This is a genomic window from Eggerthella timonensis (genome assembly GCF_900184265.1).
GTDB lineage: Bacteria > Actinomycetota > Coriobacteriia > Coriobacteriales > Eggerthellaceae > Eggerthella > Eggerthella timonensis.
Genome location: NZ_FXXA01000002.1, coordinates 1,160,954 through 1,176,505, shown reverse-complemented (window position 1 = coordinate 1,176,505; position 15,552 = coordinate 1,160,954). Strand labels below are relative to the sequence as shown.

General features: G+C 67.1%; 12 protein-coding genes. 1 reads left to right on the top strand and 11 read right to left on the bottom strand.

What is annotated here, in order from left to right:
* Positions 1-115: 115 nt before the first annotated feature.
* The 10 genes from C1A15_RS04870 to C1A15_RS04830 all read right to left on the bottom strand — a co-directional run bounded on the left by C1A15_RS04870 (position 116) and on the right by C1A15_RS04830 (position 12,482).
* Positions 116-601 (bottom strand): CBS domain-containing protein, encoded by a 486-nt coding sequence (locus C1A15_RS04870; protein WP_101721514.1) that lies wholly within the window; start codon positions 599-601, stop codon positions 116-118.
* Positions 598-2,091: an MDR family MFS transporter gene (locus C1A15_RS04865; protein WP_180952998.1), complete on the bottom strand. Its 1,494-nt coding sequence runs from the start codon at positions 2,089-2,091 to the stop codon at positions 598-600. The genes C1A15_RS04870 and C1A15_RS04865 overlap by 4 nt, the downstream gene beginning before the upstream one ends.
* A 140-nt stretch (positions 2,092-2,231) precedes the next feature.
* Entirely contained in the window at positions 2,232-2,360 is a 129-nt protein-coding gene (locus tag C1A15_RS17325; protein ID WP_281254110.1) for a hypothetical protein, read from the bottom strand.
* A 373-nt stretch (positions 2,361-2,733) separates the two neighbouring features.
* Positions 2,734-5,997 (bottom strand): molybdopterin dinucleotide binding domain-containing protein, encoded by a 3,264-nt coding sequence (locus C1A15_RS04860; protein WP_101721512.1) that lies wholly within the window; start codon positions 5,995-5,997, stop codon positions 2,734-2,736.
* The gene (gene nrfD, locus C1A15_RS04855) at positions 5,981-7,426 is read right to left on the bottom strand and encodes an NrfD/PsrC family molybdoenzyme membrane anchor subunit (RefSeq protein WP_101721511.1); all 1,446 of its coding nucleotides are present in this window, start codon (positions 7,424-7,426) and stop codon (positions 5,981-5,983) included. Before nrfD (C1A15_RS04855) ends, C1A15_RS04860 begins: the two co-directional genes overlap by 17 nt.
* 15 nt (positions 7,427-7,441) lie before the next feature.
* Entirely contained in the window at positions 7,442-8,089 is a 648-nt protein-coding gene (locus tag C1A15_RS04850) for a 4Fe-4S dicluster domain-containing protein (RefSeq protein ID WP_101721510.1), read from the bottom strand.
* A 156-nt stretch (positions 8,090-8,245) separates the two neighbouring features.
* Complete coding sequence (gene nrfD, locus C1A15_RS04845; RefSeq protein ID WP_101721509.1) at positions 8,246-9,112, bottom strand: NrfD/PsrC family molybdoenzyme membrane anchor subunit; 867 nt, start codon at positions 9,110-9,112, stop codon at positions 8,246-8,248.
* 6 nt (positions 9,113-9,118) lie between these two features.
* On the bottom strand, positions 9,119-9,655 hold the full coding sequence (locus tag C1A15_RS04840) for a 4Fe-4S dicluster domain-containing protein (RefSeq protein ID WP_101721508.1): 537 nt from the start codon (positions 9,653-9,655) through the stop codon (positions 9,119-9,121).
* A 1-nt stretch (position 9,656) separates the two neighbouring features.
* Positions 9,657-11,852, bottom strand: a complete 2,196-nt coding sequence (locus C1A15_RS04835; RefSeq protein ID WP_101721507.1) for a molybdopterin-containing oxidoreductase family protein — start codon at positions 11,850-11,852, stop codon at positions 9,657-9,659.
* A gap of 36 nt (positions 11,853-11,888) precedes the next feature.
* Positions 11,889-12,482, bottom strand: coding sequence for a molecular chaperone TorD family protein (locus tag C1A15_RS04830; protein WP_245864918.1), 594 nt, complete (start codon positions 12,480-12,482; stop codon positions 11,889-11,891).
* 259 nt (positions 12,483-12,741) lie between these two features.
* Between C1A15_RS04830 and C1A15_RS04825 the strand changes: the two genes are divergently transcribed.
* Entirely contained in the window at positions 12,742-14,310 is a 1,569-nt protein-coding gene (locus C1A15_RS04825; protein ID WP_101721506.1) for a helix-turn-helix transcriptional regulator, read from the top strand.
* A gap of 370 nt (positions 14,311-14,680) precedes the next feature.
* Here C1A15_RS04825 and nrfD (C1A15_RS04820) read toward each other — a convergent pair whose 3' ends face one another.
* Positions 14,681-15,547 (bottom strand): NrfD/PsrC family molybdoenzyme membrane anchor subunit, encoded by an 867-nt coding sequence (gene nrfD / locus C1A15_RS04820; RefSeq protein WP_101721505.1) that lies wholly within the window; start codon positions 15,545-15,547, stop codon positions 14,681-14,683.
* Positions 15,548-15,552 lie beyond the last annotated feature (5 nt).

Sequence of the window (15,552 nt, the reverse complement as noted above, 5' to 3'; positions counted from 1 at the left end):
CAGGTCGAGTTCTTCAATCGCCGGAATCCATTTGCATATCCGCAAATTTCTGCCGCGAACACGCCGCCCAACCAACAACGCGACGGGCACCAAGGCCGGGAGAGGCGGGCGGACGCTACCCCGTCGCATCCTCCCCGCCGAACAGCACGTCGAACAGGTAGCGCGTGATGGTGGCGCGGCGCACCACGCCGATAAGCTTGCCGTTCTCGTCGATGACCGGCACCTTCTTGAATTTCTTCTTCGCCAGCACGTCGGCGATCTCGCCCACGGTTTGGTCGGCCGTGGCGCACAGCACCTTCTGCACGGCCAGCTCCATGACGTTGCGATGCTTGAGCGCGCGAGCCTTCTCCTCGAAGGACTCGTTGTCGTACAGCACCATGTTGGCGTAGCCGCCGCCGAAGATGGAGCGCGTCTTCTGCGCGGCCACCGCCTTCATGATGTCGCCGTCGCTGATGAACCCCACCACGTGGAGCTCTTCGTCCACCACGGCGAGGCCGCTCGTGCCCAGCTCGTTGAACAGGGCCACCACCTCGCCGAGATCTTGATCGTAGCGGCACGTGAACACGTCCCGCTCCATGATGGCGCCAATCGTCTGGTTCATCGTCCAGCTCCTTCCCGAGCCTCTTCCAAATCAACCGCACACAAAGCCTCGACCTGCGGTGCAGCCGTCGCGATCGCGCGCTTCTTCACGTTGCGCACCTTCAAGATGGCGATGATCAGCGCGACCGCCGCCACCGCCGCGGAGATGCCGTACGCCACGTCGATGCCCGCCGCCGTGGACGCCACGGGGCCGGCCTCGGCGTTTGCCGCGGTCACCATGGTCATCACCGTCACGATGAGCGCCGTGCTCACCGCGCCGCCCACCTGGCGACCCGTGTTGCTGATGGCGTTGCCGTGCGCGATCATGTCGTTCGACAGCGCATTGATGCCCCAGGTGGTCACCGGCATGTTCGCCAGCGTCAGCCCCGAAGATTGGACGACGTAGAACACCACGAGGTACGCGACCGTCGTCTTGTCGTCGACGAAGGACAGCGCCGCCAGCGAGCCGGCGAGCCCCGTCAGGCCCACGATGGCGATGACGCGCGGGCCGAACCTGTCGAACAGCATGCCGCTGATAGGGCTGAGGAAAATGGTGGCCACGGCGCCGGGCGTCATGAGGATGCCGGTTTCGAACGCCGTCAGCCCCAAAACGTTCTGCAGGTAGATGGGCAGGATGACGCTGCCCACGGCCAGCGCCGAGTTGACCACCGTCACGATGACGGCCGAGTACGCGAACGTGGGCGTCTTGAGGGCGCGCAGTTGCAGCAGCGGCTCGTCGATGTGCAGCTGGCGATGGATGAACCACGCGAGCGCGACCACGCCTACCACGATGCTGCCGATGACCACGGCGTTGCTCCAACCCAGCGTACTGGCGCTGGAGAAGCCGTACAGCAGCCCGCCGAACGCGAACGTGGACAGGATGATGGACGGCACGTCGAGGTGTGGGCGCTTGAGCTCGCCCACGTTCGTGAGCAGGAAGAAGCTCACCACCAGCACGAGGATGGCCAGTGGGATCATCGCCCAGAACATCATGCGCCAACCCCACGCGTCGATGATGCCGCCGGCCAGCACGGGGCCGGCCGCCGGCGCGCAGCTCATCACGATACCGGCCATGCCCATGGCCGTGCCGCGCTTCTCGGGCGGGAAGATGAGCATGGGCACCACGCCCACGAGCGGCAGCTGCACGCCTGCGCCGGCCGCCTGCAGCACACGGCCCACGATGAGGAGCTCGAATGAGGGGGCCGCTGCGCACAGCGCCGTGCCCACGATGAACGAGACGAGCGAAACGAAGAACAGCTTGCGCGTGGAGAAACGGTCGATGAGAAACCCGGTGATAGGCACCATGATGCCGTTGACCAGCATGTAGATGGACGTCACCCACTGCGCAGTGCCGGCCGAGATGGAAAACGCGTCCATCAGCTTGGGCAACGCGGGCGACAGGACGGTCTGGTTCAGGATGGCAAGGAACGCACCGGCCAGCACGATGCCGATGACGGTGATCTCCTTGCGGGTCACCTTGTGCTGCTGGGCTATCAATTGTTGCTCGTTCAAGAGCGCATCAACTTCCTTTGCGAACGCGTCGAAGACCAAGCCGCGCCGAAGCGGCGGTCGATCGTCGAGTATGGGATTTCGAGGGGAATGAAAGCTGCCGGGGACGCGTCAGCGGACGCGCATCACCCGAGGGGGCTCGTTCAGCGCCAACCCTGCCACACGCCGTAGTCCACTTCGCCATGCGCGCGGAACGCGGCCGTGCGCGAGCGGCGCCGCGAAAGCTGGGCGAGGCTGGCGTAGCGTTCGTATAGGTTCAGAAGCGATTTCATAGCGGGCAAGTATACCGGAAGCCGAAACCCCCGTATCTTCGAGAAAGCGGCCCGCTTCAAGCGATTTCCACAGTTCCGGCAAAAACGGCAACGATCCGCAAAGCAAGGCATCGGAGCCGAAGGTTCGTGGCAGGTTTCGACGGAAAACCGCCTTCGGCAAGCCCTTGGATCGGCCCGCATGCAACCGAGCTGGGGGATCGCTTTCCTGAACTGGGAAAACGTAGAACGATACATCGTGGATCGCACGAGGGTGCCCGCAGAAACGCGGTTTTCCGTCGGAAACCGCCACAAGACGGACCGTATCCGGCGCGGGGCGCGGGGCGAGCCGTATCGAGCGCACGACCCGCCCAGCGCCGTCCGGCAGAAGGCGCTTCTACGCTTTCCGCACGTCCACCCAGAGGTCGAATTGCGCGGCGCCGCCCCCGATGGGGTCGCAGACGCCGCCTCCACCGGCGAGCTTTTCCTCAGGCAGCAGCTCGTTCATGCAGAACCCGCGCCCGCGTCCTCCGGCCAGGCCGGTCTTCTGCTTGCCGGGCTCGTCGCCATCGAGGACGCCTTCCTCTTCCAAGTAGTCGGGCGTCGGGCCAACCCGCTCGCCGTCGATGACGATCGGACGCGCGGCGTAGCCCGCGTGTCCGAACGAGTAGTTCGCACCCACCACGCCGGGACGGATGCCCTCGGTCACGCGCACATGCCCGGCCAGCACGCCCTCGGGTCCCACGATCTCCACGGCGTCGCCGTTCGCCAACCCGCGCTCGGCGGCATCGGCCGGCGCCATCCACACGAAGTTCTCGGTGGTCAGCTCGCGCAGCCACGACGAGGCGATGGTGCGGTGCGTGCCGTTCGTGCGGGCCTTCCAATTGATGAACGCGAGCGGGCGCTCGGAGGGGCGCTCCATCGGCGTGCCATCGGCGAAGGCGACAGGCGCCGCATGGGCCAGGCCGTCGAAGTTCTCGCCGGTCAGCGCGTCTTTCAACGAAGCCGTCTTCGGATCGTAGAACGCGCACAGCCCGGCGTAGCGCGTCTTGATGAGGTCGCCCTCGTAGCCGTCTCCCTTCGTCGGGTCGGCCGACGCGAAGCGCCCGCCGCGGTTGAGGACGTACACCACCTTCGGCCACTCCTCTTCCGCGACCGCGGCCTTCCACGTCGCGAGGTCGAAGGCGTCGCCCAACGCACGGGTGCGGGCGCGCTCGAACAGGGCCAGCTCGTCGGCATCGGCGTCGGGCACCGGCTGCTCGCCGGCGTACGCGATGTTCGCGGCCATCTTCAACCAGTAGTCGTGCTCGGTCGAGAGCGCCGCCGCACCGCCCGCGCCGCCCTTGCCCACCGGAACGGCATGCTCGCCCACGCCCGGCAGCTCGAGGCGCTGCATGATGTCGAGGTAGACGTCCTCCACCGAGCGCGGGCCCTCGTAGGCGCGAACGGCCGGCTGGCCCAGCTGGATGAGCTGGTACTGCTGGTTGGGGTAGATGGACTCCTGGCTGAACCGCTCGAGGTAGGTTTTGTCGGGCAGCACGAAGTCGGCGAAGCGCGACGTGTCGCCGATTTCCACGTCGAACGACACGAGCAGGTTGATCTTGGCGGGATCGCCCAGCACGTCGCCGAGGCGCTGGCCGCCCGGCGTGGAATCCACGAGCGAGTGGCGGTGGACGAACAGCGCGCCCAGGTGGTCGTACACGTAGCCGGCGCGCAGCGTCGGGACGATCTCGTGCGACAGGTTTCCCGGCAGCGGGTACCATGGCCGGGGTGCCGGGTAGCCGTCCTGCTTGAAGTAGCTGGTCTTCTCGTACTCCGTCTTCTGGCGCGTGATGGGAATGCCCCAGCCCGCGTGCGCGTCCGGTACCGTCTGCAGGTCGTAGCGGCCCGTGAACGGGGCGAACTTGGCGGCGGCGGCGATATGGCCGCCCTTCCAATCGTGGTTGCCGATGAGGAAGTTGAGGTAGCCCACCGCGCGTACCGCGTCGAACCCGTTGGCGTGCATGGCCGGGCCGCGGTAGCTCATGACGCAGGCGCGCTTGCCGTGCGAGGTGAACTCGCGCGCAACCTCCTCCACCACGGCGGGCTCGATGCCCGCGTCGGCGGCGTACTCCTCGAGTGTGCGCTCCTCGATGCGCTCCTTCAAAAGCTGGAACACGCTTTTCACGCGCGTCGGCGCGCCCTTGACCTCCACCTGGGCGTCCGCCAGCAGATCGGCCGCGCCCTCAACGGCGTCGGCGGCGGTCAGCTCGCCGTCCACGAGCACGAACCGCGCGTCCTCGGCCAGCGGCTCGCCGTCGGCGCCCGGCTCGCCTGAGCGCCCGAGCAGCTTCGCGGTGACGACGGGGCGGTTCGGCAGATCGACCGCCACGAGGTGCGTAGCATCCGACCACGTGGGCTCGCCGAGCGCCGCGGCCGCTTTCTTTCCGGGCGCCGCCAGGTACCGGGCGTCGTAGCGCTCGTTGGCGACGATCCACGACATCAGGGCGAAAGCCAGCTCGGCGTCCTTGCCGGGCACCACGGGCAGCCACCCGTCGGCCTTCGACGCGCTGCGCCCCTGGCGCGGGTCCACCACATAGAGCTTCATGCCGCGCTCGCGCGCCGCCGACAGGCGCGGCGCCAGCCACGACGGCCCCTTGTTCGCCGTCATCGGCTCGGTACCCCAGATGATGAGGCATTCGCAGTGGTCGATGTCGGCGTACATGCGCTTGTGGTTCGTCGTGGGATGCGTGCGCACGTTGGCCATGACGCCGGTCATGCCGCACACGCCGCCGTGGTTGAAGTTGTTGACGGAGCCGAACCCCTGCTGCGTGAGGCGGTCGCCGATGAGGAACATGCGATCGCCGCCGGCCGAGCAGAACAAGTTGGACTTCGGGCCCAGGTCGGGGTGCGACGTGTCGATGAGGATGTCGGCCCACTTCGCGTCGAACGCGTCCTGGGTCATCTCGCCGGACTCCACGAGCGCGACATCGGCCTCCACCTGCTTCTTCGGCGCCCAGGCGTACCATTCCGCAATACCGGGCGTGCCGAGGGTCGGCGAGCCGTGCACGATCTCGTCGAGCGCCGTGTCCCAGTCCACCGTTTCCCACTCGTCGCTTCCGCGCGCGCCGACGCGTCGCAGGGGCTTCGCGATGCGGAAGCGATCATGCGCCAGCTGGATGCCCGCTTGGCCCTTGAGACAGATCATGCCGCCGTTCGTTGCGCGACCTGCAACCGCCATGTCGTCGCCGGGGGCAAGCGCGTCCTCGGGACGCGTCGCGTAGGGGACGGGCGCGTAGGGCTGCGAATTGAGCGGCGAGTACGGGTTGCCCGCGATCTTGCGCACGAGCGCCGTGGCGCCCTCGTTCGCGCCTGCGCCGTCGGCGGCGTCGGCCACGCGCACCTTGATGGTGCAGTACGTGTTGCAGTTGTTGCACATCGACAGGATCACGTCGTCGGCCGCGTACGCGCCGGTGGCAAAGCCGCGCCCGTGCGGCTCGTCGGTCAGCGGGTCGTCGGCGGCCATGTAGGCGCCCAGGCCGCCGCCGGCCAACACGGCGCCGGCGGCAACCGCGCACCCGGCGCCGATCACCGCGCGACGCGACGGCGTGCCGAACATGCTCGCGTGCTGCGGCTCGTCTGCCGGATCCCGATGCTCTTCGTCTCTACGCTGCGCCTCCATCGCGCACCTCCTTCGCCCACGAGCCCTCGTCGCGCGGCGCCGCACCCGCATCAGATGCCGCCGCCGTTTCCGCATACGCGCTCTCCAACCGCTCCTCGCCCTCGCTCGCGCCCACGCGCTCGAGTGGCAACAGCCGTACGGCCAGGCCGTAGCAGCCCACGGCCAAGCCCAGCACGAACACGGCCACCATCACCTCGCCCGCGCTGGGCACGTACGCCGGGGTCGGCAGGCTGGCCAGAAGCGGCACCGAGAACCCGGCTACCACCAGCACGTAGCGCAGCGCGAGGATGCCCGCCATCGCCGAGAGCGCCGCACCCACGGCCCACGCGCCTCCTGCGGCCGCGTCCGCGCGTCCGTTGCGCGAGCGCGCCGCGCCTACCGCCAGCAGCACCGCGGGCGCCACGAGCCCGAGCCCGATCTCACCCAGCCAGAACAGCGGCGCCAAAGGACCCGCCACCATCACCTGCACGGCCGCTGCCACCGCCGGGTCGCCCGACAACAGCGCAGGCGCCACCTGGAAGAACACGCAGAACGCCAGCGCGAACAGCGACGCCGCCAGCACGCGGTTCAGCCCCGCGAGCGCGCCTGCGTCCGGCCGTGCGCCGCGCAAGCGCGCGAGCAGCCGGTACGCCACGATCAGAAACGCGGCAGCCGTCACGATGGCCATGACGTAGAACAGCACCGACGTGATGCCGCCCTCCCACAGCCCGCGGGTCTTCACCGCGGCGAAGAACATGCCCGTGCCGCCCGGAGGGCCCACGAACGACGTGGCCACGCCCACGCCGGCCAGCACGCGGATGGCCAGGTTCACGTTGCCGCGCCGCCTGAGCCCCTCGTCGCTCGACGCGCCCGCAGCCGCGCCCGCATCGCCGTCCCCGTCGCCGCCCGCCGCTGCCTCCGCCGCGCGCTTGTCGCTGAGCAGCACGAGCGCGAACTGCACGACGGCGATCGCCATGAAGAACACGTACGCCTTGATTTCCCAGGCCAAAGGCGACGACCAGTGGAAGAACAGCAACGTGCCCAGCGAATGCCGGATGGCGCCCAGGTCGATGCCGATGAAGACCATCGACACGATCAGCGACACGATGCTCAGGCCCAGCGACAGGCGCGCGATGGGCGCGAAGCGCGGCAACCTCAGCAGGTACACGAGCGCCGACACCAGGTACAGGCCGCCCGCCAGCCCCGAGAACCAGATGTACACCACCACCCACAGGCCCCAGGGCACGGCGTTCGTGGCTCCGGCCATGCCCAGCCCGTTCGCCAACCGGTCGAACATGGAGAACGCGCCCGCCGCCAGCAGCACGCCCACGACGACGGCCCAGGCCACGGTGGCGCGGCGCGAGAACGGCGCCGGCAGCGCGTAGGTCCGCGGCCGCGGGCCGCCCGACCCCTGCACGCTTTGCGCCCTCTGCTTGTCAGTTGATGCCATAGCTTCTCACCTCGCTCATTTCAGGTAGTAGACGGACGGGTTCGTGCCCAGCTCCTCGCGCAGGCGGAACGCCCGCGGCGAGGCCGCCAGCTGCGCCACCTTCGACGCCGGGTCGCTCAAGTCGCCGAAGTACCGCGCATCGCCGATGCACGTCTCGCAGCATGCGGGCGCCTCGCCCTCGGCGATGCGGTGCGCGCAGAACGTGCACTTGCGCACCGTGCCGTACGTGCCCCGATACGCGCCGCGCGCGCCGCGATCCACGCCGTACTCGGGCGCGGTCACCTGGTCGGCGGCCTGCATCTCGAGAGCGTACGACGATCCCTCGTCGGCCGAGCGCGCGCCGTAGGGACAGGCGGCGATGCAGTACTTGCAGCCGATGCAGCGGTCGGCGTCGATCACGACGATGCCGTCTTCGCCGCGGTACGTGGCGCGCACCGGGCACACCGACACGCACGCCGGGTTCTCGCACTGCATGCAGGGACGCGGCACCGCCTCGATGCGCACGTTAGGGTACGCGCCCGTCTCCTGCTCGAGCACCACGTTGTACGTGATGCCGGGCGGCGTGCGGTTCTCGGCTTTGCATGCGACGGTGCACGAGTCGCACCCGACGCATTTCGCAAGGTCGATGACCATGCCCCAATGCGGAACGCGGGAGTCTTCCATGGATGGCACCTCGATTCGTACGAATACAGGCGGGCGCCGCGCGGAGGGGGATGCGCGGCGCCCTCGGGAGGGGAAACGGCGGCTCCGAAGGGGGTCGGTCCGCCCGCGTCCCGCCAGGGAGTAGCGGGACGCGCGGATAAGCGAGAGGAGAGAGAACTACAGGAACAGCACCGGCAGCGCAGCCAAGATGACCAGCAGGCGCAACATGAAGCCGCCCACCAGCACGCCGGCCTCGCCGATGACGCTGACCACGAGCGAGGTGGTCGACGTCTCGACGCGCTTCGCGATGAACACCGGGTAACCCTCGATGAGGAACGGTGCCACGAGGCCCAACAGCACGATACCGCCCCAGAACGCCGGGGCGTACTGCCCCACCACGAGCGACTGCACCGACGCCGCGCCCTCGAAGCTGCCCGCCGCCACGATGATGAGCATGGTGAACAGCACCACCATCTCGATGGCCGACAGGATGACGTGCGACTTCTTGATGAGCCACATCTGCTCGAAGCGCTCGCGATCGACGATGAGCCCCACCAAGGAGGTGGCCGCAAGGCCCGCCGACAGCGCCGACACCACGAACAGGATGGGCAGGATGGCGTTGTTCCACAGCGGGTACGCCTTCACGACGCCCAGCAGGAAGCCGGTGTAGGCGGCCACCGCGAACGCGAACACGATGCCGATCCACGTGAGCCACTTCGGCACGCGCTTCTTCAGGATCTCGAGCAGCGCGACAACGAGCGTCACCGGCATGTACACGCAGATGAAGTACACGCCCAGCGTCATCACCGAACCGGGGTTCGAGATGAGCCAGAAGAAGCGCAGCGGGTTCATGAGCCCGGCTTCGGCATCCAGCATGAGCATGAGCAGGCCGATGCCGACGAACACGGGAGCGATGATGCGGCCAGCGACGCGCATCTTGACGCTCTCAGGGTACTTGGCTTCGACGAACGCGGACGTCAGGAACGCTCCCGCCGACGCGCCGGCCAGAAACAGGTACCATGCGATCATAGGTCCCCAAACCATGGTTCATCACCTCACGTAGTAGATCTTGGATACGGTCAGATTGTCGGCCAGCGGCTGCGCGTGGTACCGCGCGATGGCCTGGTTGATCTCGCTGTCGGGATCGTCCAGGTCGCCGAAGATGCGAGCGCCCGAGATGCAGGTGCCCACGCATGCGGGCGGGTTGCCCGGGTTCTCGCCATCCCAGCAGAAGCGGCACTTCTCCACCACGCCGGTCTTCTCCTGCACGATGCGGGCGCCGTAGGGGCACGCGGCCATGCAGTACTTGCAGCCGATGCACTTGTTCTCGTCGACCAGCACCACGCCGGAATCGGTGATGTAGGTGGCGTGCGTCGGGCACACGGCCGCGCAGGGAGCGTCCTCGCAGTGCATGCACTGGGTGGGGACGACCTCGTTGTAGACGTTGGGGAACTCCCCCGTCTCGATCTCGTGGTACGTGATGAACGATTCTTCGGGTTCCAGATGGTTCCTCATCTGGCAGGCGATGCGGCAGGCCGAGCAGCCGACGCACTTCTTCGTGTTGATGAGCATTCCGTAGCGTGCCATGTTACGCCTCCACCTTCTTCACTGTGACGGCTACTTCCTGGCTCATCATCGATCCCACGCCCGGCTCGGCGTCGAGGGGGATGAAGTCGGTCAGGCTGATGCCGTACTGATACGCGCGGGTCTGGTACGGCGAGTCTCCGCCGTAATGCGTGGGCAGGAACACGACGCCGGGCTTGAGGCGCTGGGTCACGCGTACCTCCACCTGGCCGGTGTGCTCGCTCGACGACACCTCTACCGTGTCGCCCGTCTGGATGCCCAGGTTCTCGGCGTCCTTTGCGGCCATCCACAGACGCTCCATGTGGTACTCGCGCGAGATGGCGTTGAGCGCGGCGATGTTCTGCGTCATGGTGTGGGAATGGATGCCCTGCTTGCCGCCGATGATGGCGAACTCGCCGTCCTTCGGCTCCACCTTGCGCGGCACCCAGCCGATCACCGGGTTGAGACCCGCCTCGCTCACCTTGTCGGTTTTGAACTCGAACTTGCCCGACGCCGTCTTGAACGTGGGGGTTCCGTACTCGAAGTGCGGGTCGGGCAGCTCCACCACGCCGTCCTTCTTCATCTGGTCGAGCGTCACGCCCACGGTGGCCAGTTGCGCCTCGGCCCAATCCTCGGCGGTGAACTGGAAGTACTCGCCCACGCCGCACGCCTCCGCCAAGCCGTTGAAGATCTCATCGCACGTCTTCGTGTCGGGATGCACCTTGTCGATGGCCACGGTGCGCATGCCCACGAAGTGCTTCTTGCCGCCCACGAACTCGGGAAGCTCAAGGCGCTCGAGGTACGTCACTTCGGGCAGCACGTAGTCGGACTGCAGCGCGGTTTCGGACATCTGCACGTCGATGGTGACCACGAGGTCGGTCTTCTCGAGGGCTTCGGCCCACTTCTTCGGCTGCGCATAGCCCTTCGCCGCGTTCGAATTGTAGAAGAACAGGCCCTTCATCTCGCCGTTGAGCGCGGCCTGCAACGCGGCGACGTTCGTGCCGGCGCTGGCGAGAGCGAGCGGGTACTCCTTGTCGCCCACACGCTTGGCCTCGGGCTTCGCGGGCGCCTTGAAGCGAGCGTCCTCGATGGCGCCGGCCTTCGGCGAGGACGTCAGCAGCGCTCCGCCCTTCGCGCCCCAGCTGCCCAGAAGCGCGTTGACGGCCGTGATGGCGCGCGCCGTGTCGAACGAGTTGTTGTACGAGCAGCCGATGACGGCTCGCCAGCCCGACTCGATGGAGGCCGCCGGAGCCGCCTTCGCCATGGCGCGGGCGAGCTCCTCGATGGTGGCCGCCGGGACGTCGGTGATCTTCTCGGCCCACGCGGGCGTGTACTCTTTGGCCTGCGCGGCGAACTCGTCGAAGCCGTAGGTGCTCTGCTCCACGAACTCGTGGTCGTACAGATCCTCTTCGATGAGCACGTTCGCCATGGCGAGCAGCAGGGCCAGATCGGTGCCGGGATTGATGGGCACCCAGTCGCTGGCGAAGATGCCGGAATTGTTGAGGCGCGGGTCGACGATGACCACGCGCGTGCCGTTCTCGGCCGCGTCGGCCAGGCTCTGCACCGACGAGGGGCGGATGCCGTCGCCGTAGCTGCGCCCGATGAACATGACCATCTTGGCGTTGGCGAAATCGTTCGAGAAGCCCGTGGCGCCGATGGTCTGCTGGTAGGCGCTCTCCTTCGACAGGTTGCACGACGAGGAGTGCGCGTACACGTTCGCCGAGCCCAGCGCGTTCATGAAGCGGGCGGAGTATTGCTTGCCCGAGGGGCGCGGGTCCTGGATGATGGCCAGCGACTCGGGCCCGCTCTGCGCGATGATGGCCTTCGTCTTCTCGCCGATCTCCGTGAACGCGGTGTCCCAGTCGATGGGCTCGAACGAGCCGTCGTCCTTGCGGCGCATCGGCTGAGTCACCCGCTCGTCGGAGTACGCCATCTGGGCCAGGCCATGGCCGCGGCCGCAGATGCGCCCCTTCGCGTACGGGTGCGTCTCGTTGCCTTTGAGCGTCCACAGCTGGCCGTCCACCGTGGTGGCCACGAGCCCGCACTTGCTGGAGCAGCCGTTGCACAGCGACGGAGCCGTTTTGACCGCGCCCGGTTCGGCCGCTGCGGCGCGCTCCGCCTGCCATGAGCCGAGCGAGATGGAACCCGCTGCGCAGGCGAGCGCGGCCGTTGCGGCCGAACCCTTGAGGAACGTTCTACGCGATACCGTTGTTTCCCTCATTCCTTTCCTCCCTTTCTTGCCGTTCGATCGTCTTGTCTATCGCCTGTCGCCCTGAGCGTAGGCGCGAAGCGATGCGTCGCGCCCGTCCAGGACGGAGAGGGTTATCCTGTTCGCCAGCGCCGTGAGCGCCCGCAGAAACGCGATGCCGTCCAGCAGGTTCCGGCGACGTGCGGGCACGAGCGCCCCGTTGTGCGCCACCATGTCGGCGCGGTCTGCCAGCGCTGCATCGTAATCGCCCAACCAGTCGAAGTGGTCGGCTGCCAGCTGGCGCGCGGCGGCATCGTTTTCAGCCGCCAGCAGCAGCGCCAGCAGCTCCAGCTCGAGCGTCAGATGGTCGGGCATCGAGGCGAACGCCTCGGGCACGCGGATGTCCAGCTGTCCGTACACCGCATCGAGATGCCGCGCCGGGTCGCCGAGGTACAGCCCCAGGGCAGCGCCGAACGCGTTGCCTTCCTGCGACGACCAAGGCTTGTACAGCGACTCCACCGGCATGGCGGCGAGCGGCATGCCCGGTACCAGCAACTCGTCCTGGAACGACGAGCGCACCTGCCACGACGGAAGCGCGAGCGCGTCTCCGAGCGATGGGCCCGCAGCGGCGCGCACGTCCTGCCATGCGGCGTTTCGCTGCACATGACCGTAATCCTCATGCTTCAGATGGGAAAAAAGCGGCGCGATGAGCGATAATAGCGAGGCTGTGTTCTTCATGGCCATAGCGGGCACGGTTCGTCCTTTCTCGACGCGGCTCATCCTAGGCGCGGCGAGGGAAGGCCGGGTAATCAGTTTCTGGTGATTTGATTGTTTTGCCTGATGAGAAGCATCATAAGCGCACAATGTGAGATAGTGCCGACACGAAAGCGTTACGCGTTCGTCGATTCGGGAGGAGCTGGATGTGAGCACACGGCTGGCGGTTGCGCGCGACCGGCGCAGCATGCGCATGGTTTGGAAAACGTTGCGATTCCGTCACGTCGGCCTCGCTTTTTTCTGGGCATGCAGCATGCTCACCTTCCGCAGCTCCATCCTGCTGCAGGGGCCCGCGAACACGCCGGAGCTCGAAACGCTCGTCGTGCTCGTCTCGTTCATCGCGAACATGACCACCCTGTTCGCCATCGCCGCGTTCATGGAGCGCGACCCCCGCACGTTCGACCGCTTGCCCGGCTGGCTGTTCTGCGCGTTCATCGTCGCCGGCCTCTTGGTCATCGACGTTGCGGGACGCAGCAGCTCGGAAGGCGCGATGATGGCGCTGCTCGTGGGCGGCTCGGTGCTGGCCGGCATCGGCTACGGCTACTATTGGGGGAGCTGGGCGGAATACCTCGGCCGCATGCACCCCTCGCGCACGTCGTTCTACGTGCCCGTGGCGTTCCTTCTCACCGCAGCGCTGTTCCTGATCATCTCGCTCTCGGCCGAATACGAGAGCGTTCCGCCGCTCGCGCTCATGCTGCCGCTGCCCATCCTGTCGCTCGTCTGCCTGCGACGCTGCCATGCGGAGGTGCCCGACGGTCGCTACGCGCGCACGGTTGACTCGAAGCGCTATCTGACGGCGCTCGCCTCGCTCGTCTCGCTCATCGTGGCGAGTCTCGTGCTGTCGTTGCTGTTCGGCCTCGTGTGGGAGATGACGGTGCTGTCGGTGGGGTCGGTGAACGAAGCGCATCAGGCGCCGCTCGTGGCGAACCTCGCCGTGGCCGTATGCCTGATCGGGCTCGTGCTGTACGCGCACAAGCGGATGGATCTGGCGCTGGCCTTCCGCGTCATCGTGCCCGTGATCGTCATCCTGTTCGCGGTGCTGCCGTTTTTCTGGGAGACGAGCCCCGTGGCGCTCAACGTCATCATGAGCGCGAGCTACGGGGTGTTCGACGTGATCATCTGGTACATGGTGGTGTCGACCGCTTACGACTTCGCCGTGTCGGGCTTCGTCATCGGCGGGCTCGTGCGGGCGCTGTCCATCCTGGCGCGGCTGCTGGGCATCGGCATCGGCTATCTGCTCATGCTCATCCCGGGAAGCCCGTCGCTTTTGATCGTGGGCGTATCGGTGGGTGCGGTGTACGTGCTGGCCATGCTGGGGCTGTTCTACCGCACGCGACGCCGAGGCGCGCCGATCGTCGCGACGGAGGAGCCGGACGCCGAGCCGGCCGCACCGGCGGTGCCGACCGCGACCGAGCCCGCCGCGGCGCCTGAGCCAGCGCCCTTGGCGCAACCCGATGCGGAGGCTATCGACGAGCCTGCGACCGCGTCTCCCCTGAGCGAGGAGGCCGCGTTCGAGATGATCGCCGAGGACTTCAGCCTCACGCGCCGCGAAGCCGAGCTGCTCCCCTTCATCGCGCGCGGGCGCTCGGCGCGCGTCATCGCCGACGCGCTGTTCGTGTCCGAGAACACAATCCGCACCCACACCCGCCGCATCCTCGAGAAGACCGACCTGCACTCCAAGCAGCAGGTCATCGACCTCATCGAGAAGTACCGCTAGCGCGCTGGGAGTGAGACAGAGGGAGGGAGTGAGACAGAGGGACGGGGAGTGAGACAGAGGGACGGGGTAATTGTCTCATTTTGCGTGCAAAATGAGACAATTACCCCGTCCCTCTGTCTCACTCCCCGTCCCTCTGTCTCACTCCCTCCCTCTGTCTCACCCCGGTAGCGCGCCTGGGGCGCTTCGACGCAGAATTCCCGCGCGCATGCGCACGGTCGCCCGATTCGTACGGATTACCGCCGAAAACCGTACGAATCGGGCGACAGTCGATTTCCCAAGAGCCACGCGCAAAAAACGGGCGCCGCGGAGAGGGATGCGGCGCCCGTCGGGCAGTGCGTATGTCGCGCAGAGCGCGTTGGATGCTGCGGCTCTACAGGTACATCACCGGCAGCGCGGCCAGGATGACCAGCAGGCGCAGCACGAAGCCGCCCACCAACACGCCGGCCTCGCCGATGACGCTGACCACCATCGACGTCATAGACGTCTCGACGCGCTTCGTGATGAACACCGGGTAGCCCTCGATGATGAACGGAGCCACGAGGCCCAAGAGCACGAGGCCGCCCCAGAACGCCGGAGCGTACTGGCCCACCAGCAGCGCCTGCACCGACGCGGCGCCTTCGACGCTGCCCGCGCTCACGATGATGAGCATCGTCGCGAGCACCACGATCTCGATGGCCGACAGGATGACGTGCGACTTCTTGATGAGCCACATCTGCTCGAAGCGCTCGCGATCCACAATGAGGCCCACGAGCGACGTGGCCGCGAGGCCCGCCGACAGCGCCGACACCACGAACAGGATGGGCAGGATGGCGTTGTTCCACAGCGGGAAGGCCTTCACCACGCCCAGCAGGAAGCCGGTGTAGGCCGCCACCGCGAACGCGAACACGATGCCGATCCACGTGAGCCACTTCGGCACGCGCTTCTTCAGGATCTCGAGCAGCGCCGACACGAGCGACACCGGCATGAAGACGCAGATGAAGTACACGCCCAGCGTCATGACGGAGCCGGGGTTCGCGATCAGCCAGAAGAAGCGCAGCGGGTTGTGCAGGCCGGCTTCCGCGTCAAGCATGAGCATGACCAGGCCGATGCCCAGAAAAACCGGGGCGATGATGCGGCCGGCCACGCGCATCTTCACGCTATCGGGATACTTCGCCTCGACGAAAGCCGAGGTCAAGAAGGCACCTGCCGACGCGCCGGCCAGAAACAGGTACCATGCGATCATAGGTCCCCAAACCATGGTTC